This is a genomic window from Xanthomonas euroxanthea, from assembly GCF_900476395.1.
Classification (GTDB): Bacteria; Pseudomonadota; Gammaproteobacteria; order Xanthomonadales; family Xanthomonadaceae; genus Xanthomonas; species Xanthomonas euroxanthea.
In genome coordinates this window covers 490,123-513,950 of the sequence record NZ_UIHB01000005.1, presented here as the reverse complement: position 1 = coordinate 513,950, position 23,828 = coordinate 490,123, and the positions used below count along the sequence as shown (strand labels likewise).

Annotated in this window: 24 protein-coding genes; 13 read left to right on the top strand and 11 right to left on the bottom strand. The window is 66.9% G+C overall.

Features of this window, described 5'->3' with window-relative positions:
• Positions 1-35: 35 nt before the first annotated feature.
• The 5 genes from CPBF1521_RS16405 to CPBF1521_RS16385 form a co-directional block, all read right to left on the bottom strand.
• Complete coding sequence (locus CPBF1521_RS16405) at positions 36-344, bottom strand: DUF3861 family protein (protein WP_104583084.1); 309 nt, start codon at positions 342-344, stop codon at positions 36-38.
• Positions 345-436: 92 nt separating this feature from the next.
• Positions 437-1,015, bottom strand: a complete 579-nt coding sequence (locus tag CPBF1521_RS16400; RefSeq protein ID WP_115677637.1) for a M23 family metallopeptidase — start codon at positions 1,013-1,015, stop codon at positions 437-439.
• A 175-nt stretch (positions 1,016-1,190) separates the two neighbouring features.
• Positions 1,191-1,616: an HU family DNA-binding protein gene (locus CPBF1521_RS16395; RefSeq protein ID WP_104583086.1), complete on the bottom strand. Its 426-nt coding sequence runs from the start codon at positions 1,614-1,616 to the stop codon at positions 1,191-1,193.
• 602 nt (positions 1,617-2,218) lie between these two features.
• Positions 2,219-3,073: a pyrroline-5-carboxylate reductase gene (gene proC, locus CPBF1521_RS16390; protein ID WP_115677636.1), complete on the bottom strand. Its 855-nt coding sequence runs from the start codon at positions 3,071-3,073 to the stop codon at positions 2,219-2,221.
• 74 nt (positions 3,074-3,147) lie between these two features.
• Complete coding sequence (locus CPBF1521_RS16385; protein WP_115677635.1) at positions 3,148-3,840, bottom strand: YggS family pyridoxal phosphate-dependent enzyme; 693 nt, start codon at positions 3,838-3,840, stop codon at positions 3,148-3,150.
• A 324-nt stretch (positions 3,841-4,164) separates the two neighbouring features.
• Between CPBF1521_RS16385 and CPBF1521_RS16380 the strand changes: the two genes are divergently transcribed.
• From CPBF1521_RS16380 to CPBF1521_RS16365, 3 genes are all read left to right on the top strand, one after another.
• Positions 4,165-5,202, top strand: coding sequence for a type IV pilus twitching motility protein PilT (locus tag CPBF1521_RS16380; protein ID WP_104583089.1), 1,038 nt, complete (start codon positions 4,165-4,167; stop codon positions 5,200-5,202).
• 128 nt (positions 5,203-5,330) lie between these two features.
• Positions 5,331-6,461 carry a PilT/PilU family type 4a pilus ATPase gene (locus CPBF1521_RS16370; protein WP_016902355.1) on the top strand — a complete coding sequence of 377 codons (1,131 nt, stop codon included), beginning with the start codon at positions 5,331-5,333 and terminating at the stop codon, positions 6,459-6,461.
• Between the two features lie 258 nt (positions 6,462-6,719).
• Positions 6,720-7,394: a YitT family protein gene (locus CPBF1521_RS16365; protein WP_166763425.1), complete on the top strand. Its 675-nt coding sequence runs from the start codon at positions 6,720-6,722 to the stop codon at positions 7,392-7,394.
• A gap of 13 nt (positions 7,395-7,407) precedes the next feature.
• Here the strand turns inward: CPBF1521_RS16365 and CPBF1521_RS16360 are convergent, their stop codons facing one another.
• From CPBF1521_RS16360 to CPBF1521_RS16350, 3 genes are all read right to left on the bottom strand, one after another.
• Entirely contained in the window at positions 7,408-8,307 is a 900-nt protein-coding gene (locus CPBF1521_RS16360) for a DUF72 domain-containing protein (protein ID WP_115677634.1), read from the bottom strand.
• Between the two features lie 61 nt (positions 8,308-8,368).
• Positions 8,369-9,139, bottom strand: coding sequence for a hypothetical protein (locus tag CPBF1521_RS16355; protein WP_235858472.1), 771 nt, complete (start codon positions 9,137-9,139; stop codon positions 8,369-8,371).
• Positions 9,136-9,675 (bottom strand): DNA-3-methyladenine glycosylase I, encoded by a 540-nt coding sequence (locus CPBF1521_RS16350; protein ID WP_104648127.1) that lies wholly within the window; start codon positions 9,673-9,675, stop codon positions 9,136-9,138. Before CPBF1521_RS16350 ends, CPBF1521_RS16355 begins: the two co-directional genes overlap by 4 nt.
• A gap of 345 nt (positions 9,676-10,020) precedes the next feature.
• Between CPBF1521_RS16350 and CPBF1521_RS16345 the strand changes: the two genes are divergently transcribed.
• From CPBF1521_RS16345 to CPBF1521_RS16320, 5 genes are all read left to right on the top strand, one after another.
• Positions 10,021-10,587, top strand: a complete 567-nt coding sequence (locus CPBF1521_RS16345; RefSeq protein ID WP_115677633.1) for a YqgE/AlgH family protein — start codon at positions 10,021-10,023, stop codon at positions 10,585-10,587.
• On the top strand, positions 10,580-11,047 hold the full coding sequence (gene ruvX, locus CPBF1521_RS16340; protein ID WP_104583092.1) for a Holliday junction resolvase RuvX: 468 nt from the start codon (positions 10,580-10,582) through the stop codon (positions 11,045-11,047). The genes CPBF1521_RS16345 and ruvX overlap by 8 nt, the downstream gene beginning before the upstream one ends.
• A 15-nt stretch (positions 11,048-11,062) precedes the next feature.
• Complete coding sequence (locus CPBF1521_RS16335) at positions 11,063-12,010, top strand: aspartate carbamoyltransferase catalytic subunit (RefSeq protein ID WP_104583093.1); 948 nt, start codon at positions 11,063-11,065, stop codon at positions 12,008-12,010.
• Positions 12,011-12,255: 245 nt separating this feature from the next.
• Positions 12,256-12,696: an OsmC family protein gene (locus CPBF1521_RS16325; protein WP_104648124.1), complete on the top strand. Its 441-nt coding sequence runs from the start codon at positions 12,256-12,258 to the stop codon at positions 12,694-12,696.
• Between the two features lie 145 nt (positions 12,697-12,841).
• Entirely contained in the window at positions 12,842-13,438 is a 597-nt protein-coding gene (locus CPBF1521_RS16320) for a glycine zipper 2TM domain-containing protein (RefSeq protein ID WP_164739147.1), read from the top strand.
• 122 nt (positions 13,439-13,560) lie between these two features.
• Here the strand turns inward: CPBF1521_RS16320 and CPBF1521_RS16315 are convergent, their stop codons facing one another.
• Both CPBF1521_RS16315 and CPBF1521_RS16310 read right to left on the bottom strand, forming a co-directional pair.
• Positions 13,561-14,442: a PhzF family phenazine biosynthesis protein gene (locus CPBF1521_RS16315; RefSeq protein WP_115677631.1), complete on the bottom strand. Its 882-nt coding sequence runs from the start codon at positions 14,440-14,442 to the stop codon at positions 13,561-13,563.
• A gap of 31 nt (positions 14,443-14,473) precedes the next feature.
• Positions 14,474-15,352, bottom strand: a complete 879-nt coding sequence (locus tag CPBF1521_RS16310; RefSeq protein WP_115677630.1) for a PhzF family phenazine biosynthesis protein — start codon at positions 15,350-15,352, stop codon at positions 14,474-14,476.
• Between the two features lie 184 nt (positions 15,353-15,536).
• Here CPBF1521_RS16310 and CPBF1521_RS16305 point away from each other — a divergent pair, with 184 nt between their 5' ends.
• The 5 genes from CPBF1521_RS16305 to CPBF1521_RS16285 all read left to right on the top strand — a co-directional run bounded on the left by CPBF1521_RS16305 (position 15,537) and on the right by CPBF1521_RS16285 (position 22,287).
• Positions 15,537-18,146, top strand: coding sequence for a bifunctional aspartate kinase/diaminopimelate decarboxylase (locus CPBF1521_RS16305; protein WP_115677629.1), 2,610 nt, complete (start codon positions 15,537-15,539; stop codon positions 18,144-18,146).
• Entirely contained in the window at positions 18,130-18,588 is a 459-nt protein-coding gene (locus tag CPBF1521_RS16300) for a hypothetical protein (protein WP_115677628.1), read from the top strand. The genes CPBF1521_RS16305 and CPBF1521_RS16300 overlap by 17 nt, the downstream gene beginning before the upstream one ends.
• Positions 18,585-19,940, top strand: coding sequence for a UDP-N-acetyl-alpha-D-muramoyl-L-alanyl-L-glutamate epimerase (gene murL / locus CPBF1521_RS16295; RefSeq protein WP_115677627.1), 1,356 nt, complete (start codon positions 18,585-18,587; stop codon positions 19,938-19,940). The genes CPBF1521_RS16300 and murL overlap by 4 nt, the downstream gene beginning before the upstream one ends.
• Positions 19,921-21,330 carry a UDP-N-acetylmuramoyl-L-alanine--D-glutamate ligase gene (gene murD, locus CPBF1521_RS16290; RefSeq protein ID WP_115677626.1) on the top strand — a complete coding sequence of 470 codons (1,410 nt, stop codon included), beginning with the start codon at positions 19,921-19,923 and terminating at the stop codon, positions 21,328-21,330. Before murL ends, murD begins: the two co-directional genes overlap by 20 nt.
• A gap of 156 nt (positions 21,331-21,486) precedes the next feature.
• Positions 21,487-22,287, top strand: a complete 801-nt coding sequence (locus CPBF1521_RS16285) for a dienelactone hydrolase family protein (RefSeq protein WP_181901262.1) — start codon at positions 21,487-21,489, stop codon at positions 22,285-22,287.
• A 285-nt stretch (positions 22,288-22,572) separates the two neighbouring features.
• Here CPBF1521_RS16285 and CPBF1521_RS16280 read toward each other — a convergent pair whose 3' ends face one another.
• Entirely contained in the window at positions 22,573-23,571 is a 999-nt protein-coding gene (locus tag CPBF1521_RS16280) for a polyprenyl synthetase family protein (protein WP_115677625.1), read from the bottom strand.
• Positions 23,572-23,828: the final 257 nt, after the last annotated feature.

The window sequence follows — 23,828 nt, the reverse complement described above, 5'->3', positions numbered from 1 at the left end:
ATGTGCGCAGTGTAGCGATCACCGCGGCGTCGGTCTCAGCTGCCGGGAGCCGGCTGCACGCGCTGCAGGCGCTCCAGCAACAACTGCAGTTTTGGCCGCAAGGCCTCCAGCGCATCGCTTGGCTGCGCGCGCGGGCGGGCGGCCAGGTCTTCCAGCAGCTGCGAACCGACGGTCAGTGCGGCACATTCGTCGCTGCTCAGATCGCGTCGCAGGTGCAGTTCCTCGAGCAACCGCATCCAGTCGGCACGCGAGCGCTGTTCGAATTCGATGGTGCAGCGATCGCTGCAGGGGCGGCCATCGCTCTCGATGGGCGTGACCGTAATGCGATAGCGTTTTCGGGACATGGAAAGGGCGTCGTTCCTTGGGCTGACTCCACCATAGGCGCAGCCAGCAACGGCCTCGATAGCGCGGGCCATGACGCAGTGTTCCAGCATGCTCACTGTGCCGGCTGTGGCACGGGTTTGCGCAGCAGCGGCAGCGGATCGTACGCACCGTTGCGCCCATAGACACCATAGTGCAGATGCGGCGGCGTGCCGCGCGCGTTGCCGGTGGTGCCAACCATGCCGAGCCGTGTGCCGGGCTCGACGACATCGCCAACGGCCAGGCCGGCGGCCCAATCGTCCAGGTGCGCATAGTAATGGCGTTCCATCGCCGGCCCGAGCACCCAGACCTGTTTGCCGCCCAGGCCTTGATCGCGGATGGCACTGACCACCCCGCGTGTTGCGGACAGCACCGGCGTGCCGCGCGGCGCGAAGATATCCACGCCGGCATGGCGTCGGTCGCGACCGCGCGGTGCGCCGAAGGTATCGGCGATGCGGCGCGCCTGCACCCCTTCGACCGGTACCGATAACTGCGCCGGTGGCGGCATACGCGACAGCTCCCAGCTGGTGCGCAGTTGTTCGGCAATCGGCAATTGCCATGCCCAGCGCGCCGCCACACCCAGGACGCACAGCAGTGCAATCGACACCAGCAGGCGGCGCAGGCGACGTGCAGGGCTGCGGGCTGCCGATGGCATCGGTGTGGATGGGCGGGGAGACGATGGATCGGTCACATGCACCTGCTGCGTTGCGAATCAGCGTGCAGGGTAGGCAAGTGCCGATGAGCGGCATGTGGGTAGTGAGGCGGGCGGTCACGTGCGCAAAAAAAAGACGGCCCGCAGGCCGCCTTCGTGGCACCGGAGGCATGCTCGATTAGAGCGCGGCGTCCTTCAACTTCTTCAGCAGGCGCGCCTTGACCTTGAAGCTGGCCGGCTTCGCTGCAAAGGTCTGCTCTTCCTTGGTGAACGGGTTGATGCCCTTGCGCTTCGGCTTGGCCGGCACGTGGACGCTGGTCAGCTTCAGCATGCCCGGCAGGGTGAACGAGCCGGCGCCCTTCTTGTTCAGCGACGAATGGGCGGCCGTTTCCAGCGACGCCAGAACAGCGCGAACGTCCTTCGGAGCCAGCTGGGTGGATTCGGCAATGTGCGCGACCAGGCCGGTCTTGCTCAGCGCTTCCTTGATCGGCTTCGGCGCAGCGGACTTGGCAGCAGCGGCCTTGGCCGGCTTTGCGGTCTTGGTCGCGGCGACCTTTTTCACTGCCTTCTTGGGGGCAGCCTTCTTAGCGGCGGTTTTTGCCATGAGTTATGTGTTCCGTGATCGTTGGTGGTGTTGGGTCTGCCGACCCGGTCGGCAACGCGAAATGTAGGGCAACTGCTGCGCGCCGCCAATAGGCAAACGATGAAACAACCGAAAAAAAGCGTCTTTTGACGGGGATTCGTTCACCGCTGGCAGAAAACCCCCGCCAAAGCGCTGTCGAAGCGGCTGCAATGCGCATGGCGATGCGGTGTCTGACGCACAGCAGCAGGTCCTTTGCGCGAAGGCATGTGTGCTTTTTTGCAGCGCGCTCGGTGCCGAGCGTCGCTCACGGTGTGCTGCCGGCGGTGGCGTTCGCTGCCGCGATCAGCGTTGCTGCGTGGCTACGCCTTGCAGGAGACGTCTGGCGTTGCCGGCGGTTGGTACGCGTACCCGAGGCCTTGTTCGATCCGTCGATCCGCTGCGTTCGCGCTGTTGCTGCCATGTGCGCCAGTCACGTGCGCCGGGTTTTTTCCTGCACCTGGCAGGCGCCGATGCGCGACGCGTCGTGACGGTTCCACCGCACAGTCGCCTTGGCACTCCCGCGCGCGGCACGGCCGGCCGCTGCGAGACATTCCTGCTTTGGATGATGTCCCGTCACCGGCCGACTAATCATTGGCCGCCGACAAGCTGCGGCCGCGTTCGGTCGCTGCGGCAATCGCCTGGGCGGTGAGCGCTTCGAACTGGCCGGCCTGAAAAGTCTCGATTGCCGCCTGCGTGGTGCCGTTGGGCGAGGTCACCCGGCGGCGGAGCAGCTCCGGTGCTTCGCCCGATTCGGTCAGCATGCGCGAGGCACCGAGCAGGGTCTGCAGCACCAGTGTGCGTGCGGTCTCGGCTGGCAGGCCTTGCGCACGCGCGGCGGCTTCCATCGCTTCGGCCAGCAGGAACACATAGGCCGGACCGCTGCCGGAGACCGCGGTCACCGCGTCCATCTGCGCTTCGTCGTCGATCCAGACGGTGACACCGGCGCTCTCCAGCAAGCCGGTTGCCTGCGCGCGTTGCTCGTCGGACACGCGGGAATTGGCATACAGCCCGGTGACGCCGGCACCGAGCAGCGCGGGCGTATTGGGCATCGCGCGCACCACCGCAAGGTTGCCGCCGGACCAGCGCTCCAGCTGCGGCGCGGTGATGCCGGCGGCGATGGACAGCAGCAACGGCTGTTGCGCCTGCGCAAGATCGGCCAGCTGCGCGCATACCGCCGGCAGCACCTGCGGCTTGACCGCCAGCACCCAGACGGCTGCGCCCTCCACCGCGCTGCGTGCCTGCTCCACGGCATGCACGCCGAAATCGCGCGCCAGCGCATCGCGCAGTTCGGCCACCGGCTCGGCGACGCGGATGCTGGCAGCGGGGACGCCTTGCCGGATCAGCCCGGCAATCAGGCTGCGCGCCATGTTGCCGCCACCGACGAATGCGGTGAGCGCAGCGGCAGCAGGCAAGGGCGCGGGGGCGGAGGGCAGAGTCATTGCGACACCTTAAATAAGAGGGAGCAGGATAAGAGGGCGCAGCGACGCTGCGCGCGGCTGACCGGAAGGAATGCTCAGGACGCTGCGGCAGCCGATGAAGCGCGTTCGCCGAACAAGGCAGTTCCCACCCGCACCATGGTCGCGCCAGCTGCGATCGCTTCGGCAAAGTCCGAGCTCATGCCCATCGACAATGTATCCACCTGCGGATACCGGCGCTTGAGGTCTTCGAACAGGTTCTGCATGCGGGTAAACGCCGCCGTGCGGCGCGCCTGCTCGGGAAACGGCGCGGGGATCGCCATCAGGCCGCGCAATTGCAGCTGCGGTTGCAGCGCGATGGCCGCGGCCAGGCCGTCGACCGCCTCCGGCGCGCAGCCGTGCTTGCTGTCCTCGTCGTCGATATTGACCTGGATCAGCACATTCAACGGTGCGCGATCGGCCGGCCGGTGCCTGGCCAGCGGCGCGATCAGCTTGGCGCGGTCCACGGTCTGCACCCAGTCGAACCACTGGCTGGCCAGTTCGGCCTTGTTGGATTGCAGGTGGCCGATCAGGTGCCACTCCAGGCCCAGCGCCTGCAGTTGGGCGATCTTGGTTTGCGCTTCCTGCACGTAGTTTTCGCCGAACGCCCGCTGGCCCTGCGCCGCCAGCGCGGCAACCGCATCCGCCGGCCGGGTCTTGGACACTGCCAGCAGGCGCACATCGGCGCGCGCGTGCCGAGCCGCGGCGGCGTGGATGGCATCGAGAATCTGCTGCAGCGACGAAGCCGGCACGTGGCAATCCAGGCGGGAAAGGAACGCTATAGTGCCGCCCCCGGCAGCGTCCTTCCAGCCGGGTTGCCGAATCGGGCCGGCCAATGACGCTGCACTGGCGCGCGGCGGTGCCGGGACCGGCCGTAGGCGTGGCGAGCCGGCAGTCGATGCCCGAGCCGGGCCAGGCAAGGAGCGTGCCCGCACCGTAGCCCCAAACCAACGCCTTCAGGCCCGCCCGATGGTGCCGGCCTGAACCGGGCGCGCGCCGCTTCCCGCCGGCAGCCAGAACGCTATACTGCCGCTTGGGGAGTAACTTCCAATCGCAGCCTAGGGGAAAAGCAGCGCATGGATATCGCTGAACTATTGGCGTTTTCTGTCAAGAACAAGGCATCGGACCTGCATCTGTCGGCTGGCTTGCCGCCGATGATCCGTGTCGATGGCGATGTCCGTCGCATCAATATTCCGGCCCTGGACCACAAGCAGGTGCACGCGCTGGTCTACGACATCATGTCGGACAAGCAGCGTCGCGATTACGAGGAATTCCTCGAGGTCGACTTCTCGTTCGAGATCACGTCGCTGGCGCGCTTCCGCGTCAATGCCTTCAACCAGAACCGCGGCGCCGGTGCGGTGTTCCGTACCATTCCGTCCGAAGTGCTGACGCTGGAGGACCTGGGCTGCCCGCCGATCTTCCGCCAGCTGATCGACCAGCCGCAGGGCCTGATCCTGGTCACCGGCCCGACCGGTTCGGGCAAGTCGACCACGCTCGCCGGCATGATCGACTACATCAACAAGAACGAATACGGCCACATCCTCACCGTCGAGGATCCGATCGAATTCGTGCATACCTCGCAGAAGTGCCTGATCAACCAGCGCGAAGTGCACCGCGACACGCACGGCTTCAACGAGGCGCTGCGCTCGGCGCTGCGCGAAGACCCGGACATCATCCTGGTCGGCGAATTGCGCGACCTGGAAACCATCCGCCTGGCGTTGACCGCCGCCGAAACCGGCCACCTGGTGTTCGGCACCCTGCACACCAGCTCGGCGGCCAAGACCATCGACCGCATCATCGACGTGTTCCCGGCCGGCGAAAAGCCGATGGTGCGCTCGATGCTGTCCGAATCGCTGCGTGCGGTGATTTCGCAGGCGTTGCTCAAGAAAGTGGGCGGCGGGCGCACCGCCGCCTGGGAAATCATGGTCGGCACCCCGGCCATCCGTAACCTGATCCGCGAGGACAAGGTGGCGCAGATGTATTCCTCGATCCAGACCGGCCAGCAATACGGCATGCAGACGCTTGACCAGCATCTGCAGGACCTGGTCAAGCGCAGCCTGATCACGCGCAACCAGGCACGCGAATACGCCAAGGACAAGCGGATCTTCGAGTGATTCGGGAATAGGGAGTCGGGAATGGGGAATCGCAACAGCAGGTTTCCTGACCGGTCCCGGCTCCCGGTTGCTGGCTTTCCCGATTCCCGATTCTCGATTTCCCATTCCCGGCTCCGAAGGAGCACGCCATGAGCACCATCGACTTCACCTCCTTCCTCAAGCTGATGGCGCACCAGAAGGCGTCGGATCTGTTCATCACCTCGGGGATGCCGCCGGCGATCAAGGTGCACGGCAAGATCAGTCCGATCACCCAGACGCCGCTGACCGCGCAACAGAGTCGCGACCTGGTGCTGAACGTGATGACGCCGTCGCAGCGCGAAGAATTCGAAAAGACCCACGAGTGCAATTTCGCCATCGGCGTGTCCGGGGTCGGGCGCTTTCGCGTGAGCTGCTTCTACCAGCGCAACCAGGTCGGCATGGTGCTGCGCCGGATCGAAACGCGCATCCCCACGGTGGAGGAGTTGAGCCTGCCGCCGGTGATCAAGACGCTGGCGATGACCAAGCGCGGGATCATCATCTTCGTCGGTGCCACCGGTACCGGCAAGTCGACCTCGCTGGCGGCGATGATCGGTTACCGCAACCAGAATTCCACCGGGCACATCATCACCATCGAAGACCCGATCGAATTCGTGCACAAGCACGAGGGCTGCATCATCACCCAGCGCGAAGTCGGCATCGATACCGACAGCTGGGAGAACGCGCTGAAAAACACGCTGCGCCAGGCGCCGGACGTGATCATGATCGGCGAGGTGCGCACCCGCGAGGGCATGGATCACGCCGTGGCCTTTGCCGAAACCGGCCACCTGGTGCTGTGCACCCTGCACGCCAACAACGCCAACCAGGCGATGGACCGCATCATCAACTTCTTCCCGGAAGACCGGCGCAACCAGCTGTTGATGGATCTGTCGCTCAATCTCAAGGGCGTGGTCGCGCAGCAGCTGATTCCGACCCCGGATGGTCGCGGCCGGCGTGTGGCGATGGAGATCATGCTGGGCACGCCGCTGGTGCAGGACTACATCCGCGACGGCGAGATCCACAAGCTCAAGGAGATCATGAAAGAGTCCACCAACCTGGGCATGCGCACCTTCGATCAGAGCCTGTTCGAGCTGTACCAGGCCGGCGAAATCAGCTACGAAGACGCGCTGCGCTACGCCGACTCGCAGAACGAGGTGCGCCTGCGCATCAAGCTCTCGCAGGGCGGCGACGCCAAGACCCTTGCCCAGGGCCTGGATGGCGTGGAGATCGCCGAGGTTCGTTGAGCGATTGCAGGTGTGCTGCCGTGGCCGGTGGGAAGCAGGATGGCCTGCGCCGGGCGCGGCGTGTTGCTGACTGCAGCTGTCCGGTGCGCGATGCCAGCGGCGGATGGCGCCGCAGCGACACGGGCGCAGCGGACGGCGCGGACGGTGTGATGTTTCAGATGTAACCAGGTGCGCCGATAGTGTCTAATATCCGCACCCCACCGCAGTGCCCAGCCCGTGAGCCTTCCCGATTCCGATCTCCGTCCGGAGCAAGAGCCGTTGCCCGACGACGGCACAGTGATGACGTCCGGTCCGTTGACGCCGCCACCGGATTCAGCCGGCACCTCGGCCGACGACCACGCATTTCACCACTCGGTGGCAGAGGACGTGCAGGGCATGGTGCTGGCCACACTGGTGGCCTCGCTGGGCCTGGCGATCTTCGCCAAGGGCGGCCTGATGATCGGTGGCATGGCCGGGGTGGCGTTCCTGCTGCACTACGCGCTGCACTGGAATTTCGGCCTGGTGTTCGTGCTGGTCAACCTGCCGTTCTATTGGCTGAGCGTGCGCCGCATGGGCTGGGAGTTCACCTTGAAGACCTTTGCCGCAGTCGGCGCCTGCGGTGCGCTCACCGACCTGCTGCCGCGCTGGGCCGATTACGCACACATCAGCACGCTGTTTTCGGCGATCGTCGGCGGCGCGTTGGCGGGCCTGGGCATCCTGTTCTTCATCCGCCACCGCGGCAGCCTGGGCGGCATCGGCATCCTGGCGGTGTACCTGCAGCGCGAGCGTGGCTGGAGTGCGGGCAAGGTGCAGATGAGTTTCGATGCGATACTCATGCTAGTCGCGTTCTTCGTGCTGACGCCGGACAAGGTACTGTATTCGGCCATTGGCGCGCTGATGCTGAGCCTGGTGCTGATGTTCAACCACCGGCCGCACCGCTACATGGGCGTGTGAGCGCGCAGCGGAATTACACGACCTCCTCGCGCGCCGGGCAGTCTGTGGGCAGGTCCAGTCGCTGCATCAGGCCGCGCGCATCGAACGGTGCGTGCACCTTCATGTCGTTGTCGAAATAGCAGTACACGTCGCGCCGCGCGCGCTTGCTGGCACGCGGTCCGACACGCTGCGCATCGGAGGGCTCACCGCCTGCGGCCCAGGCCGCGATCCGCTCGCCCCAGCGGTCCAGAGCGTGGTCGCTGTAGCCGCTGGCATACAGCTGCGCGTCGCCATGCAGCCGCAGGTAGACAAAGTCGGCAGTGACATCCTCCAGGTACGGAAACTTGCCTGCAGTGTCGGCCACCACCACGCCCACCTTGTGCTTGCGCAGCAGCTTCATGCAGGACGGGTCGCAGAAGCTGGAATGGCGCATTTCCAGCGCATGCCGTAGCGGGCGCTTGCGATCGACGCTCAAGGCCGTGCGCCCATGCATCAAGGTGGTGTCGCGTTTGCGCGCCAGGGCGAGTGCCGCCTCGGTGTCGTGCGGCAGGTTGGAGAGAAATGCATCCAGCACCGCTGCGTCAAAGCGCAGGCTTGGCGGCAATTGCCACAGGATCGGCCCTAGCTTTGGCCCCAGCCGCAGTACGCCGGATGCAAAGAAGTTGGCCAGCGCCTGTTCGCAATCGCGCAGCCGCTTCATATGCGTGACAAACCGCGGTCCTTTGACCGCGAAGACGAAGTCGTCCGGCGTCTCGTCATGCCAGCTCTGGTAGCTCTCCGGCCGCTGCAGCGAATAGAACGAGCCATTGATTTCCACACTGGGAAAACAGCGCCCGGCGTAGGCCAACTCGCGCCGCTGGGCCAGGCCAGTCGGGTAGAACGTGCCGCGCCAGCGTGCATAACGCCAGCCTGAAATGCCGATGCGGATGCTCATGTGCCGACCATGCCGCGACGGGTGTGCAGTGATCGTGGATGCTGCGGCAAGGCCGCGTCATCTAGTGCGCCGCCACCACGCTGGCGCTGTAGCAGTCGCTGCCGTGGCGCACGCCAAGATCGGCGACAAAGTCGAACGTGTAATGCCCGGCGTCATGCCATGGCCATTGCGCCTGCAGCTCGGGGTCGCTGCTCTCGGCGGGCGTCGGGCAGCGTGCATCTGGATCAGGCGAGCGTTGCCGGCCTTGCGCATCCAGGCGCAGGTGCTGCAACTGGGTGTCTACCGCGGCACGCATCGCCGGGTGTTGCGCCAGCCAGTCGTCCGCTTGGCATTCCTCGGGCAAGCGCTCGGCAGCAGCCTTGTGCGGCGCCGCCAGCGTGTGCTGGTAGCGATAGCGGATCTGCAGTACCTGGGTTGGGTGGCGCTCGGCGGGCAGCGGCGACAACGGGCGCGACAGGGCCAACGTGTCCTGGAAATAATCGCCGTCGCGGTAGGCCGCATAGCTGCGTCCATCAATGCGTAGCCAGTACAGCGCTTGGTCGCCACCGCGGCCGTTGATGCTGAATCCAGCGTCCGCTCCTATATCCGCTGGCGTACCTGTGGGCGTGGGGTCGCTGGCCGGCACGGCGGCAATGTCACGGCGCAACTGGTCCAGCACCTGCGTCAGCGAAAGCCCAGGCACCTTGTGCGCGTCTGCCTGCGGCACTGCCGCGGCGAAGGCAATCAGCAACCCGCCAATGCTCAGCGAGCAGCGCAGGCGAGAGGTGTGATGCGGTGTGGCCGCGGCACGGAATGCTGGCGCCTCGCACGCGGCACGCAGGGTGTCGCTCACGCGCTGCGCATCCAGGGCGGCGACAGTGCCTGAATGTCCGCAAATACCGGGCACTCGGGATGGTGCGCGCCGGGCAGGTAGCCCAGGCTCATCAGGAATTCGCCAGTGATCTCGCCGCCGGTGAAGCGGAAGGTCTTCTTGAACAGCTTGACCCAGGCGGCTTTGTCGAGCGGGTGCTGCGCGTCCAGCCATTGCGCGAAGCTGCCGTGCGTGGTGCGCAGCTGCTGGATGACCTGCGCGTTGTGGATGGCCGCCAGCACCTTCAAGCGGTTGCGGATGATGCCGGCATCGCCGAGCAGCCGTGCGATGTCGCTCTCGCCATAGGCCGCCACCGTGTCCACGTCGAAGCCGCCGTAGGCGCGCTGGAAGTTGCCGCGCTTGCGCAGGATGGTTTCCCAGCTCAGCCCGGCCTGATTGATCTCCAGCACCAGGCGCTCGAACAGCTCGGACTCCTCGCGTTGCGGAAAGCCGTACTCGTGATCGTGGTAATGGCCATGGACCGGATGGCCTGGGGCGATGCTGCAATAACCGCTCATGAGATGCCTGTTGTTGATGGACCGGTTGTAGGTGGACCGGCTGTGAGTGGACCAAGGGCCGGCGCTGTGGCCGGGAATCCGATGCACGGCCACAGCGACCGAACAGCGACGCGTGGGTGAATAGATCGACTGCCGTACCGGAGCAGATCGATCGCGGTAAGGCACAGCCTGTAGGGCCGCTGCGCAGCCGCCACCAATCTGAATGGGCCGGCCTTGCCTGCCGGACCATCGGTGGCGTCTGCAAGGTCCAAGTCCATCGGTCACATCGGCAGTCCAATGACGTCCGCGTGCAGCAAGTATGGCAGCGGCTCTGCGCGCGGCGAAGCGAACGGCTAGAATGCGGCCATGTCCGTTTTGCCCACGCCTCTGGCCAACCAACTGCTGATCGCGCTTCCGGCGCTGTCCGATCCCACTTTTTCGCGTAGCGTCGCGCTGATCTGCCAGCACGACGAGAACGGCGCCATGGGCGTGCTGGTCAACCGGCCCTCCGAATACACCCTGGGCGAGGTCCTGTCGCAGATGGGCATCGATACCGTCGACGACCACCTGCGTGAGCAGGTCGTGCTCAGCGGCGGGCCGGTGCACCCGGAACGCGGTTTCGTCATCCACGACGATGCGCGCGACTGGGATTCCAGCCTGGAAGTGGGGCAGGGCGTGTACCTGACCACCTCGCGCGACATTCTCGAAGCCATGGCGGCCGGCGAAGGCCCGCGCAATGCGCTGGTGGCGCTGGGCTGTGCCGGCTGGGGCGCGGGGCAACTGGAATTCGAACTGGGCGAGAACAGCTGGCTGACCGCGCCGTCGGATGCCAATGTGCTGTTCGCCACCGCGCTGGAAGATCGCTGGCAGACCGCTGCCGGGCGCATCGGCGTGGATCTGTTCCGGCTGACGGATTATTCCGGGCATGCCTGAGGCGGGCGCGATCCGCCCCGATGGCACGGTGCTGGGCTTCGACGTGGGGTCGCGCCGGATCGGCGTGGCGGTCGGTACTGCATTGGGCGCCGGTGCGCGTGCAGTGGCGGTCATCCCTGTGCATGCGAATGGCCCGGACTGGGTCGCGCTGGACCGCGTGCACAAGGAATGGCGCCCCGACGGCCTGGTGGTCGGCGACCCGCTGACCCTGGACGACAAGGATCAACCGGCACGCAAGCGCGCACATGCGTTCGCCCGCCAACTGCGCGAGCGCTATGCGCTGCCGGTGGTACTGATCGACGAGCGCTCCAGTTCGGTCGAAGCCGCGCAGCGCTTCGCGCGCGAGCGCGCCGACGGGCGCAAGCGCCGCCGCGATGCCGAGGCGCTGGACGCGATGGCGGCCGCGGTGATCGTCGAACGCTGGTTGGCCGCGCCCGACCAAGCCACCCTTCTTCCCTGACACTCCCGACCTGCGATGACCACCATGCAACTCGATTCGGACGGACGCCTGCGCCACCTGCTCACCCTGGAAGGACTGCCGCGCACCACGCTGCTGCAACTGCTCGATCGTGCCGGCCAGATCCGCGACGCGGCGGTGGGGCGCGTAGGCAAGCGCAGCGTGCTCGCCGGCACCGCGGTGTGCACGCTGTTCTTTGAACCGTCCACGCGCACGCGCAGCTCGTTCCACCTGGCTGCGCAGCGGCTGGGCGCGGACGTGCTCAATTTCGATGCCTCGACCTCCTCGACCCGCAAGGGCGAGACCGCACGCGACACCTTGAAGAACCTCGAGGCGATGGGCGTGCGCGGCTTTGTGGTGCGCCATCCCGACGACGGTGCGGTGGAAGCGCTGGCCGCAGCCGCAGGCGAGGGCACCGCGCTGATCAATGCCGGTGACGGCCGCAGTGCGCATCCCACCCAGGGCCTGCTGGACATGCTGACCCTGCGCCAGGCCAAGGGCACCGATTTTTCCAAGCTCAAGGTGGTGATTGTCGGCGACGTGAAGCACTCGCGCGTGGCGCGCTCAGACCTGCATGCACTGCGCACGCTGGGTGCCGGCGAGATCCGCGTCTGCGGTCCGGCCAGCCTGCTGCCCGACGACGACATGCTGGACGGTTGCGTGGTCGGCCAGGACTTCGACGCCATGCTGGACGGTGCCGACGCCTTGATGATGCTGCGCCTGCAGCGCGAGCGCATGGAAGAAGGCCTGGTGCCGTCGCTGGAGCAGTATCACGCCGACTACGGACTCACCCGCGAGCGCCTGGCACGCGCCGGCCGTGACGCTGCCGTGCTGCATCCGGGCCCGATCAACCGCGGTGTGGAAATCACCGACGAAGTCGCCGACGGCGCGCAATCGTGCGTGCTGCGCCAGGTCGCCAACGGCGTGGCGGTGCGCATGGCCGTACTGGAAACCCTGCTAGGTTGAGCCAGCCCGGCGACGCGACCGCGCATCCACAATGCGGTCGCGGCCGCCGCCGGCCGAGCGTCGTCGCGCAGACGCTCGCAAAGCCCTTGCGATCAGAGCGCACGCGCAGCCTGCTCTTACGATTCCCGACTCCCGACTCCCGACTCCCGACTCCCGAATCCCGAATCCCGAATCCCGAATCCCGGCACCAGGCCATAACATCCACTCGCCTATCGTGACCGCTCCTTTCATCGCAGGAGATCGCAATGGGTATTTCACGTCACGCCACCGCTCACTGGGAAGGCGACCTCAAGACCGGCAAGGGCCAGCTCAGCACACCGCAGAGCGGGCTGATGGACAAGACCCGCTACGCCTTCAGCAGCCGCTTCGGCGACGAGAAGGGCACCAACCCGGAAGAACTGATCGCCGCCGCGCATGCCGGCTGCTTCACCATGGCGCTGTCCGCTCAGCTGAGCGAAGCCGGTTTTCCGCCGACCTCGCTGGACACGCGTGCAGACGTGGACCTGTCGATGGAAGGCGGCCCGCAGCTGTCGCAGATCCGCCTCAAGCTCACCGCCGTGGTGCCGGGGATCGACGAAGCCAAGTTCCGCGAACTGGCCGACGCCGCCAAGAAGAACTGCCCGGTGTCCAAGGCGCTGAGCGCGGTGCCGATCAGCCTGGAAAGCGAGTTTTCCAACCAGGCGTGATGCCTGTGCGTGCGCCGGCGATGGTGGCCGGCGTACGCAGCTGGCGGCGACCTAAATAGGGCTTTGCAGGAGCGGTTCGGTTCAGGGCGGTTTCACTGGCGCAGGCCGAGCATCGGCTGCGTGTCCTCCCTGTGAAGCTGCTGCAATGAAAACTCTCGTGCTTGGTGCTCTGGTGGTGGGTCTGGCCGTTGCAGGCAATGCAACCGCGCAGCGCTATGACGGCGGCTACAACGGACGTGGCAACTACGAGGATGGTCGCTACGAATACGCGCGGGTGGTACGCGTGGACCCGATCATCGTCACCGATACGTACAACGAGCGCAGCAGCGAACGCTGCTACAACCGCCCGGCCGACGGCTACTACACCAGCAACGATGGCTATTACCGCGATGGCGGCAGCTACGGCCAGGCCGGCGTGTCCAATCGTGGGGTGGCCAGCGTGATCGGCGGGATCGCGGGTGCGGTGCTCGGCAGTCAGGTCGGCGGCGGCAATGGCCGCCTGGTCGGTACCGCCGTCGGCACCATGGCCGGTGTCGCGGCAGGCCGTTCGATCTACGAAGCCAATAACCGCAACTACCAGGGCAATGTCAGCGTCTGCGAGCCGGTGTCCTACCGCCGCGAACGCGATCGTGTCGATGGCTACGATGTGACGTACGAATACGCGGGCCGCACCTATCACACGCGTAGCGACTACAACCCGGGCGATCGCATCCGCGTGCGCGTGGACGTGCGTCCCGACTGAGCGCCGCGGCATCGCGCCGTGCTCGGGCGATCTCCATCAGCCGCTTGAATGACGAAAACGCTGTGGGAGGCCACAGCGTTCGTTTCGACCCAGGCGTGCGCAGCCGCAGGATCAGGCGGCGATCACGCCCAATCCAGCGTGCCGCGAATCACCGTCTGCACCTGGCCGCCCGACCACACGTCACCATTGGCATCGATGCGCAATTCCAGCAGGGCGTCGAAGCCGATCTCGCGGCCCTGGCTGACCACATACCGGCGTTCCTTGCCGGGCAATGCGTTGCGACTGTCCAGCCAGGCGGCAAGCACCGCATTGGCCGCGCCGGAGGCGGCATCTTCGAAGCGCCGGCCATTGCCGACGAAGGCGCGCACCGCCAGATCGTAGGCGCCGGGCGCTGCGGCGCCGGCATAGGCGAACACGCCCATGCTGCCGGTGGATTCGGCCAGCGCGGCGATCGCCTCCCAAGCCGGCTGCAGGCCGCGCAGTGCCGCTTCGCTGGCCAGTTCCACCACCCACCAGGTGCGGCCGCCGTCCATCAAGGCGGGCGGCAGCCCGCCGAGGGGCCAGCCGCGCAATGCATCGCGCAGGCGCGGGTCGTCGGCCTGCACCTGCTCGGCCACGCGTGCACGCGGGGTGCGGATGGCGATGCTGCGGTGGCCTGCGATCTGCTCCACGCGCAGCGGCAGCTGGCCGGCGATGCCGTCCTGGATCAGCACGCCGTCGTCGGGCGCGGCCAGGCCGGCCTCCAGCACCGCATGTGCGGTGCCCACGCTGGGGTGGCCGGCAAACGGCACTTCCTTTTGTGGCGAAAACATCCGCAGCCGATAACTGCTGTGCGCGTCCGGCGCCGCAAACACGAAGGTGGTTTCCGGCAGCTTGGTCCAGCGTGCGATGGCCTGCATCGCGGCATCGTCCAGGCCTTCGGCGTCCAGCACCACTGCCAGCGGGTTGCCGCTGCCGGGGCGGGCGGAGAACACATCCAGTTGCAGGAAGCGGCGGGTGGTCATGGTGGCGGATCCGCGAACAGGGCGCGGCAGCTTACCAATCGATGCGGCCTTCGATCACTTGCCGGGTCGTTCCGCCGATCCAGACCTCGCCTTGGTGATCCACCTCCACGTGGACGCGGCCGTCGCGGCCGACCTCGCGGCCCTGGCTGGCGACATAGCGCGACGCCTCGCCCGGTACGCGTCCCTGGCCGTGCAGGCACGCAGCAATGCAGGCGTTGGCGCTGCCGGTGACCGGATCTTCCGCAATGCCGTCGCCGGGGCAGAAGGCGCGTACCACCAGGTCTGCGTCGCCATTGGCCTGCGGCGCGTAGATGGCCAGGCCGGTGGCCGCGCTGGCCTGGGTCAGGCGGGTGATCGCAGACAAATCGGGCTTCGCCTGGCGTACCGCCTGCGCGTCGGCCAGTTCCAGCAGCCACCAGCCGGGGCCGTTGTTCCAGAGGGCGGCCGGGTGGTCGGCCACGCGCAGACCCGCGCAGGCATCGCGTAACGCCGCGGCATGGATCGCGCCTGTCTCGATCGCTTGCGCACGCGGTGCCTGCAGCCGCACCAGCAGGGCGCCATGCCGGTCGATCACCTGCACCGGCAGCACGCCCGCCGCACATTGCTGGCGCATCCGGCCGTCCGGCTTGAACGCCACCAGCCCGTGGGTTGCCGCCGCCCATGCGGCGCCGACGCTGGGGTGGCCGGCGAACGGCAACTCGGCGCGCGGGGTGAAGATGCGGATGTGGTAATCCGCATCGGGCGCGCTGACCGGCAGGAAAAAAATCGTCTCCGACAGGTTCAGCCACGCGGCGATCTGCTGCATCTGCTCCGACGACAACGCCTGCGCGTTGAGCACCACGCCCAACGGATTGCCGTTGCCGTGCTGGCCGCCGAAGACATCCAGTTGCAGGTAGCGGTGCTTGCTCATGGGGCATGGATCTCGGTCGATGGAAGGCGCGTGGATGGTCGCAGCGCAAACCGTTGCGGTGATGGAAGCGGCCGCCGGCATGCTGTGACCGCACGCGGGGTCATGTGGGCGACATTGGCAGTAGAATCGGAGGTTCCGCCCGGCGTACCGGGCGTTTTCCCCCTCATCCTAAACGCCTATCTCCATGTCAGCTCCCCACTCTACCGATCGTTGGATCGTCCTCAAGTTCGGCGGCACCTCGGTGTCGCGTCGTCATCGCTGGGACACGATTGGAAAACTGGCGGGCAAACGGGCCGAGGAAACCGGTGGCCGTGTGCTGGTGGTGGTGTCTGCATTGTCGGGCGTGACCAACGAACTCACCGCGATCGCCGATGGCGCCGCCGACAGCGCCCAGCGCGTGGCCGCGCTGGAGCAGCGTCACCGCCAGTTCCTGGCCGAGCTGGAGCTGGATGCAGATGCGGTGCTGGGCGAGCGCCTGGCCGCCTTGCATGCCTTGGTCGGCGACGCGCGCGCGGCCGCGCGCACGCTGGACTGGCAGGCCGAGGTGCTGGGGCAGGGCGAGTTGCTGTCTTCCACCATCGGTGCGGCGTACCTGCATGCCAGCGGCCTGGACATGGGCTGGCTGGATGCGCGCCAGTGGCTGTCGGCGCTGCCGCCGCAGCCCAATCAGAGCGAATGGTCCAAGCGCCTGTCGGTGTCCTGCCAATGGCAGTCCGACGCCGACTGGCGCGCGCGTTTCGATGCGCAGCCCACCCGCCTGTTGATCACCCAGGGCTTCATTTCGCGGCACGCCGATGGCGGCACCGCGATCCTGGGGCGTGGCGGTTCGGATACCTCGGCGGCGTATTTCGGTGCACTGCTCGGCGCCAGCCGCGTGGAGATCTGGACCGACGTGCCCGGCATGTTCAGCGCCAATCCCAAGGAAGTGCCGGACGCGCGGCTGCTGACCCGCCTGGACTATTACGAAGCGCAGGAAATCGCCACCACCGGCGCCAAGGTGCTGCACCCGCGCTCGATCAAGCCGTGCCGCGATTCCGGTGTGCCGATGGCGATCCTGGATACCGAGCGCCCCGATCTGCCGGGCACCAGCATCGACGGCAATGCCGAGCCGGTGCCGGGCGTCAAGGCGATCAGCCGCCGCAACGGCATCGTGCTGGTGTCGATGGAAGGCATCGGCATGTGGCAGCAGGTCGGCTTCCTGGCCGATGTGTTTACGCTGTTCAAAAAGCACGGCCTGTCGGTGGACCTGATCGGGTCGGCCGAAACCAACGTCACCGTGTCGCTGGACCCGAGCGAGAACCTGGTCAACACCGACGTGCTGGCCGCGTTGTCGGCTGATCTGTCGCAGATCTGCAAGGTCAAGATCATTGTTCCCTGCGCGGCAATCACCCTGGTCGGGCGCGGCATGCGCTCGCTGCTGCACAAGCTTTCCGATGTGTGGGCCACGTTCGGGCAGGAACGCGTGCACATGATTTCGCAGTCGTCCAACGACCTGAATCTGACCTTCGTCATCGACGAAGCCGATGCCGATGGCCTGCTGCCGATCCTGCATGCGGAACTGATCGACAGCGGCGCGATGCCGGTGAGCGAAGGCGAGGTGTTCGGTCCGCGCTGGCGGCAGATCATCGGTTCGGTGCGCCCGCGGCCCACGTCGTGGTGGCATGCCGAGCGCGCGCATCTGCTGACGCTGTCCAGGGCCGGCACGCCGCGTTACGTCTATCACCTGCCCACGGTGCGTGCGCGGGCGCAGGCGCTGGCGCAGATCGCGGCGGTGGATCAGCGTTATTACGCAATCAAGGCCAATGCGCATCCGGCGATCCTGATGGCGCTGGAACAGGCCGGGTTCGGCCTGGAATGCGTCTCGCACGGCGAGCTGCGCCGCGTGTTCGACACCTTGCCCGAGCTGTCGCCGCGGCGCGTGCTGTTCACGCCGAGCTTCGCGCCCAAGGCCGAATACGAAGCCGGATTCGCGCTGGGCGTGACCGTCACCGTAGACAACGTCGAAGCATTGCGGCGCTGGCCGGAGGTGTTCCGTGGCCGCAACGTGTGGTTGCGCATCGACCTGGGGCATGGCGACGGGCATCACGAGAAGGTCAACACCGGCGGCAAGGCGTCCAAGTTCGGCTTGTCGTCCACGCGCGTGGATGAGTTCGTGGAAGTGGCGCGCACGCTCGAGGTCACCATCACCGGCGTGCATGCACACCTGGGCAGTGGCGTGGAGACCGGCGAACACTGGCGGATGATGTACGACGAACTGGCCGGCTTTGCGCGCCGCATCGGCACGGTGGAGACCATCGACATCGGTGGCGGCCTGCCGATTCCCTACAGCGCCGAGGACGAGCCGTTCGACCTGGAGGTGTGGGCCAAGGGCCTGGCCGAGGTCAAGGCGGTGCATCCGGGCTATCGCCTGGCGATCGAGCCGGGCCGCTACCTGGTGGCCGAAGCCGGCGTGCTGCTGGCGCAGGTGACCCAGGTGATCGAAAAGGACGGTGTGCAGCGCGTGGGCCTGGATGCGGGCATGAACACGCTGATCCGCCCCGCCTTATACGACGCCTGGCACGACATCGAAAACCTCAGCCAGCTCGACGCGCCGGCCGATGGCAGCTTCGATATCGTCGGGCCGATCTGCGAATCCTCCGACGTGTTCGGCAAGCGCCGTCGTCTGCCTGCCGCCACCGCGCCGGGCGATGTGATGCTGGTGGCCGATGCCGGTGCCTACGGCTACTCGATGGCCAGCACTTACAACCAGCGCGAATTGCCGCGCGAAGAGGTGATCGATGCGCCCGCAGGCTGAGTTCGTTGCGCTCAGTACGCTGGCCGGTGGCGGTGCGATCGTGTTCGCCACCGCGCTCCAGCAACTGAGCCTGGGCATGCCGTGGAGCGACACCTTCAAATGGGCGCTGCCCGCGTTGGTCGCCGCCGGTATCGGCGCATGGCTGGCCGGGCGTTGGCAACGTCGACGCGATGCGCGGGCTCCGGCACGCCGCAGTGGCGGGATGGCGGTGCGCACGGTGCTGTTGAGCGCGCTGAGCTATGTGCCGGTGGTGGCGCTGTATCTCGCAGTTGCCTTCGCGGTGTCTGGCGACGCAACGGCCGCACGCCTGGATGTGCTGGTGCTGGCGGTGCTATTCGGTTGCCTGCCGTTGCTGTGGGCCGTGGTGCCGTTTTCCATGATTGAATATGTCCTGTGCCGACGTTATCTGCGTCGCGTACGTGTTCCTGCAGGTAGTCCATGAGCGCTTTCGACAAACACCAGATCTCCACCTTCCGTTTCGTGCGTTGCGCACTCGACGCACAGACCGGCGTGGCGACGCTGGTGTATGCCTTCGACCAAGGGCCGGAACTGGTCGAGACCGTCGCGGTGCCGGGTGCACCCTTTGCGCTGGACGGCGCGCATGCCGCTGCGGTGCAACAGGCGCTGCGCCTGCTGCACCTCATCGCCGGCGTCAGCTATTTCAAGGCGGCGGTACCGCCGACCATCCAGATCGACGGTTACGCCATCGACGCGGACACCGCCGCGCTGGTGGAAAGTGTCTACCTGCACGGCCTGGGCGAGTTCGCCTACCGCAATGGCTTGAACCTGCACGGCAGGATCCGCTTCCCGGTGGCCGCACCGGCAACGGCCGATGCGCCGGCGCTGGGCCTGCGCGAGCATGCCCTGGTCGCGATCGGCGGCGGCAAGGATTCGCTGGTCAGCATCGAAGCCCTGCGGCACGCCGGCATCGACCAGACGGTGAGCTGGATCGGCGGCTCGCAGCTGATCCGTGCCTGCGCCGAGCGCACCGGTCTGCCGGTGCTCAATATCGGCCGCGTGCTGGCGCCGGAATTGTTCGAGCTCAATCGCCAGGGCGCGTGGAACGGGCATATCCCGGTCACCGCGGTGAACTCGGCCATCCTGGTGCTGTCCGCCTTGCTCAATGGCGTGGACCAGGTGGTGTTTTCCAACGAGCGTTCGGCCAGTTACGGCAGCCAGATTCCCGGCACCGGCGAGGTCAATCACCAGTGGTCCAAGGGCTGGGCGTTCGAGCAGGCATTCGGCGACTACGTACAGCGGCATGTGGCGGCCGACCTGCGCTATTACTCGTTGCTGCGGCCGTTGTCGGAGCTGGCGGTGGCGCGCCAGTTCGCCAAGACCGACCACTACGACGCGCATTTTTCCAGCTGCAACCGCAACTTCCACATCATGGGCGAGCGCCCGGTGCATCGCTGGTGCGGGGTCTGCCCGAAGTGCCATTTCGTGTTCCTGGCGTTGGCACCGTTCATGCCCAAGACGCGCCTGGTCAACATCTTCGGGCGCAATCTGCTCGACGATGCAGGCCAGGCCGGCGGCTACGATGCGCTGCTGGAATTCCAGGACCACAAGCCGTTCGAATGCGTGGGTGAAGGCCGCGAATCGCGGGCGGCAATGGCGGTGCTGGCCGGCCGTGCCGAATGGAAGGAAGACGCGCTGGTGCTGCGTTTCATCCGCGAGATCCAGCCGCAGCTGGACCAGCAGGAACTGCAGCTGGAGCCGTTGCTGGCCATCGACGGCGAGCACCGGATTCCGTCGGCGCTGTGGGAGCGCGTGCGTGCGAATTTCGCAGCTTGAGGGCAAGGCGGTTGCGTTATGGGGTTGGGGGCGCGAAGGACGCGCCGCGTATCGTGCACTGCGCGCCGCGTTGCCGACGCAAACGCTGACGGTGTTCTGCAACGCCGACGAAGCGCGCGAGCTCGAGACGCTAGCCGATGCTGCGTTGCATGTGGAAACCGATGCCAGCGCGCAGGCGCTGGGCCGGTTCGAGGTGGTGGTGAAGTCGCCCGGCATCAGCCCGTATCGCCCCGAGGCGCACACCGCGGCAACCGTGCACGGCACGCAATTCATCGGCGGCACCGCGTTGTGGTTTGCCGAACATGCGCAGCCTGACGGTTATGTGCCTGGCGCCATCTGCGTCACCGGCACCAAGGGCAAGAGCACCACCACCGCGCTGCTGGCGCATCTGCTGCGTGCGGCCGGCCATCGCACCGCGCTGGTCGGCAACATCGGCCAGCCCTTGCTGGAAGTGCTGGCGCCGCAACCGCCGCCGAGCTATTGGGCGATCGAGCTGTCCAGCTACCAGACCGGTGAAGTGGGGCGCAGCGGCGCGCGTCCGGAATTGGCGCTGGTGCTGAACCTGTTTCCCGAGCATCTGGACTGGCATGGTGATGAAGCGCGCTATGTGCGCGACAAGCTGGCGCTGGTCACCGAAGGCCGCCCGCGCATCGCCTTGCTCAACGCGGCCGACCCGCACCTGACCCAGCTGCAGTTGCCCGACAGCCAGGTGCGCTGGTTCAACCATCCCGATGGCTGGCACCTGCGCGGCGATGTGGTGTATCGCGCCGAGCAGCCGGTGTTCGATACCGCCAACGTGCCGCTGCCGGGCGAACACAATCGGCGCAACCTGTGCGCGGTGCTGGCCGCGGTGGAAGCCTTGGGCCTGGACGCTGCGCCACTGGCGCCGGCCGCAGCGAGCTTCCGCCCGTTGCCGAATCGCCTGCAGCTGCTTGGCAGCGTGGACGGCATCAGCTACGTCAACGACTCGATCAGCACCACGCCGCATGCGTCACTTGCGGCGCTTGCCTGCTTTGCGCAGCGTCGTGTGGCCTTGCTGGTGGGTGGGCACGATCGTGGGCTGGACTGGCAGGAGTTTGCCGCGCAGATGGCGCAGAAAGCGCCGCTGGAAATCGTCACCATGGGAGCGAACGGGCCGCGGATCCATGCGTTGCTGGCCCCGCTGGCCGAGAGCGGCCGCTTCGGCCTGCATGCGGCCGCCGACCTGGAACATGCCGTGCGGCTGGCACGCGAGGCCCTGGGCGAGCAGGGCGGTGTGGTGCTGCTGTCGCCGGGGGCGCCCAGCTTCGGCGCGTACAGCGACTACGTCGCGCGCGGCCGCCATTTTGCGCAGCTGACCGGGTTCGACCCGGCGATGATCAGCGCGATTCCGGGCCTGGGCGTGCAGTAGCGCTGCAATGACCGCGCCGGTCGATGGCGGTCATTCGCCTCGAGTTTTCGATCGCGGCTGCAGGCCGCCGACGCAACCGCTCTGCCGTCGCCGGCGATGACCCGGCCTGCACGGCAACAGCGCCTACACTCGCCGGACCTTCCCGGGAGCAGGCACATGCACAAGCAATGGAGATGGCGTGGCGTTGGGGTGTTCGGTGTCCTGGCGTCGCTGGCGTTGCCCGCCGCCGCTGCGATGCAGGCCAAGCCGCTGGAATGGACGATCGGCAAGGACACCTTCAGCGGCGTGCTGGTCTACGACGATGCCGGTGCCGCCAGGCGCCCAGGCCTGGTGATGGTGCCGAACTGGCGCGGGGTCAACGATTCGGCAGTCACCAAGGCCAGGCAACTGGCCGGCGACGACTATGTGGTGCTGGTTGCCGACGTCTACGGCAAGGGCAGGCGTCCGGCCAACGACAGCGAGGCCGGGCAGTTTGCCGGTGCCCTGAAGAAGGACCCGCAGACGCTGCGCGCCCGCGCGGTGAAGGCGGTGGATGTGCTCAAGGCGCAGGCCGGCAAGGCGCCGCTGGATGCATCGCGGATCGGCGCGGTGGGCTTCTGCTTCGGCGGCACCACGGTGCTGGAACTGGTGCGCGCGGGCGCCCAGCTGGCCGGTGTGGTCAGCCTGCACGGCGGTATCGCCACACCCAGCCCGGCGGCCGCCGGTTCGGCCAGGACACCGCTGCTGGTGCTCAACGGCGCCGACGACAAGAGCGTGACCAAGGCGGACATCGCCGCGTTCGAAACCGAGATGACTGCGGCCGGCGCGGACTGGCAGTTCGTCAACTTCAGTGGGGCCGTTCATTGCTTTGCCGAAGCCGATGCCAACAGCCCGCCGGGCTGCCTGTACAACCCGCGTGCGGCGACGCGTGCATACCGCATGCTGGGCGACTTCTTCGATGAGCGGTTTGGTCGATAGCAGGGAGTGGTGATTCGGGATTCGGGATTCGCAACAGCGTGGTCCCGTTCTTCGAATCTTCCTGTGAGCTAGTGCTCTGGGCTTTAGCCGGGAGTGGTGATTCGGGATTCGGGATTCGCAACGGCGTGGTTCCGTTCTTCGAATCTTCCTGTGAGCTAGTGCTCAGGGCTTTGGGCTGAGCGTCGTTGCGCTATCGCATGCCGGGAGTCGTGAAAGCACAAGCAGCCGATTTTGCGAATCCCCAATCCCAAATGCCCACTTCCGTCCGGGGCGTCCAGCCCCGGATCAGTGCGTGCGTTGCACCGCGTAGCGAGCCAGGCCGCGCAATGCGGCGACCGCCGGGCTGGCGGGCAGGGTGTCCAGCGCCTGTTCGGCGGCGGCTGCGTATTCGGCGGCGCGCTGGCGGCTGTAGTCCAGTCCGCCGGTGGCGTGGATGGCGGCCAACACTTCCGGCATCGCGGCTGCATCGCCTTGCTCGACGATCTGGCGCAGCCGCTCCCGGGTGCCCGCATCCGAGTGCGCCATGGCGTGGATCAGCGGCAGGGTCGCCTTGCCTTCGGCCAGGTCGTCGCCCAGGTTCTTGCCCAGGTCGGCTGCGTCGGCAGCGTAGTCGAGTACGTCATCGGCAATCTGGAAGGCAAAGCCCAACTGCATGCCGTAGTCGTACAGGCGCTGCTGCACCTGCGCGTCCGCGCCCGAGGCCAGCGCGCCCAGGCGGGTGCCGGCGGCGAACAGCACCGCAGTCTTGCGCTCGATCACGCGCAGGTAGGCGGCTTCGTCGGTGTCGGGGTTGTGCACGTGCAGCAGCTGCAGCACCTCGCCTTCGGCGATGCGGTTGGTGGTGTCGGCCAGGATCTGCATGACTTCCATGCGATCCAGCTCCACCATCAACTGGAAGCTGCGCGAATACAGGAAGTCGCCGACCAGCACGCTGGGTGCATTGCCCCACAGCGCATTGGCGGTGCTGCGCCCGCGGCGCAGGTCCGATTCGTCCACCACGTCGTCATGCAACAAGGTGGAGGTGTGGATGAACTCGATGATCGCCGCCAACTGGTGGTGCTCCGGGCCGGAGCCGCCAGCGGCGTGACCGGCCAGCATCACCAGCATCGGACGCAGGCGCTTGCCGCCGGCGGAGATGATGTGATCGGCGATCTGGTTGATCAGCACGACGTCCGAGGCCAGGCGGCGGCGGATCAGCGCGTCGACCGCGGCCATGTCGGGCGCGGCGAGGGACTGGATCTGGGGCAGGCCCAGGACGGTGGGGAGGTCTTCGGCGATGGTCATGCGCAGGCGTTCGTGATGTGCGCCGATTATAGGTGTCTGGGCCAGATCCGTCCCGTCGGCCGTGTCCGGAGGTCTTCACGGCAGCCGCAAACCCTTGCGGCGTCAGCGCCGGGCAGGTTCGGGAGTGCCCGGATTCCGACCTGCCGGCGCGGCATTCCCCGGCCCGGCGCTGCGGGGACCTACAGGCACCGGGGCAGGGCAGGTGCGGTAACATTGGCACCAAGACATTCACCGCCGCGCCCCATCGGCGCCGGCGC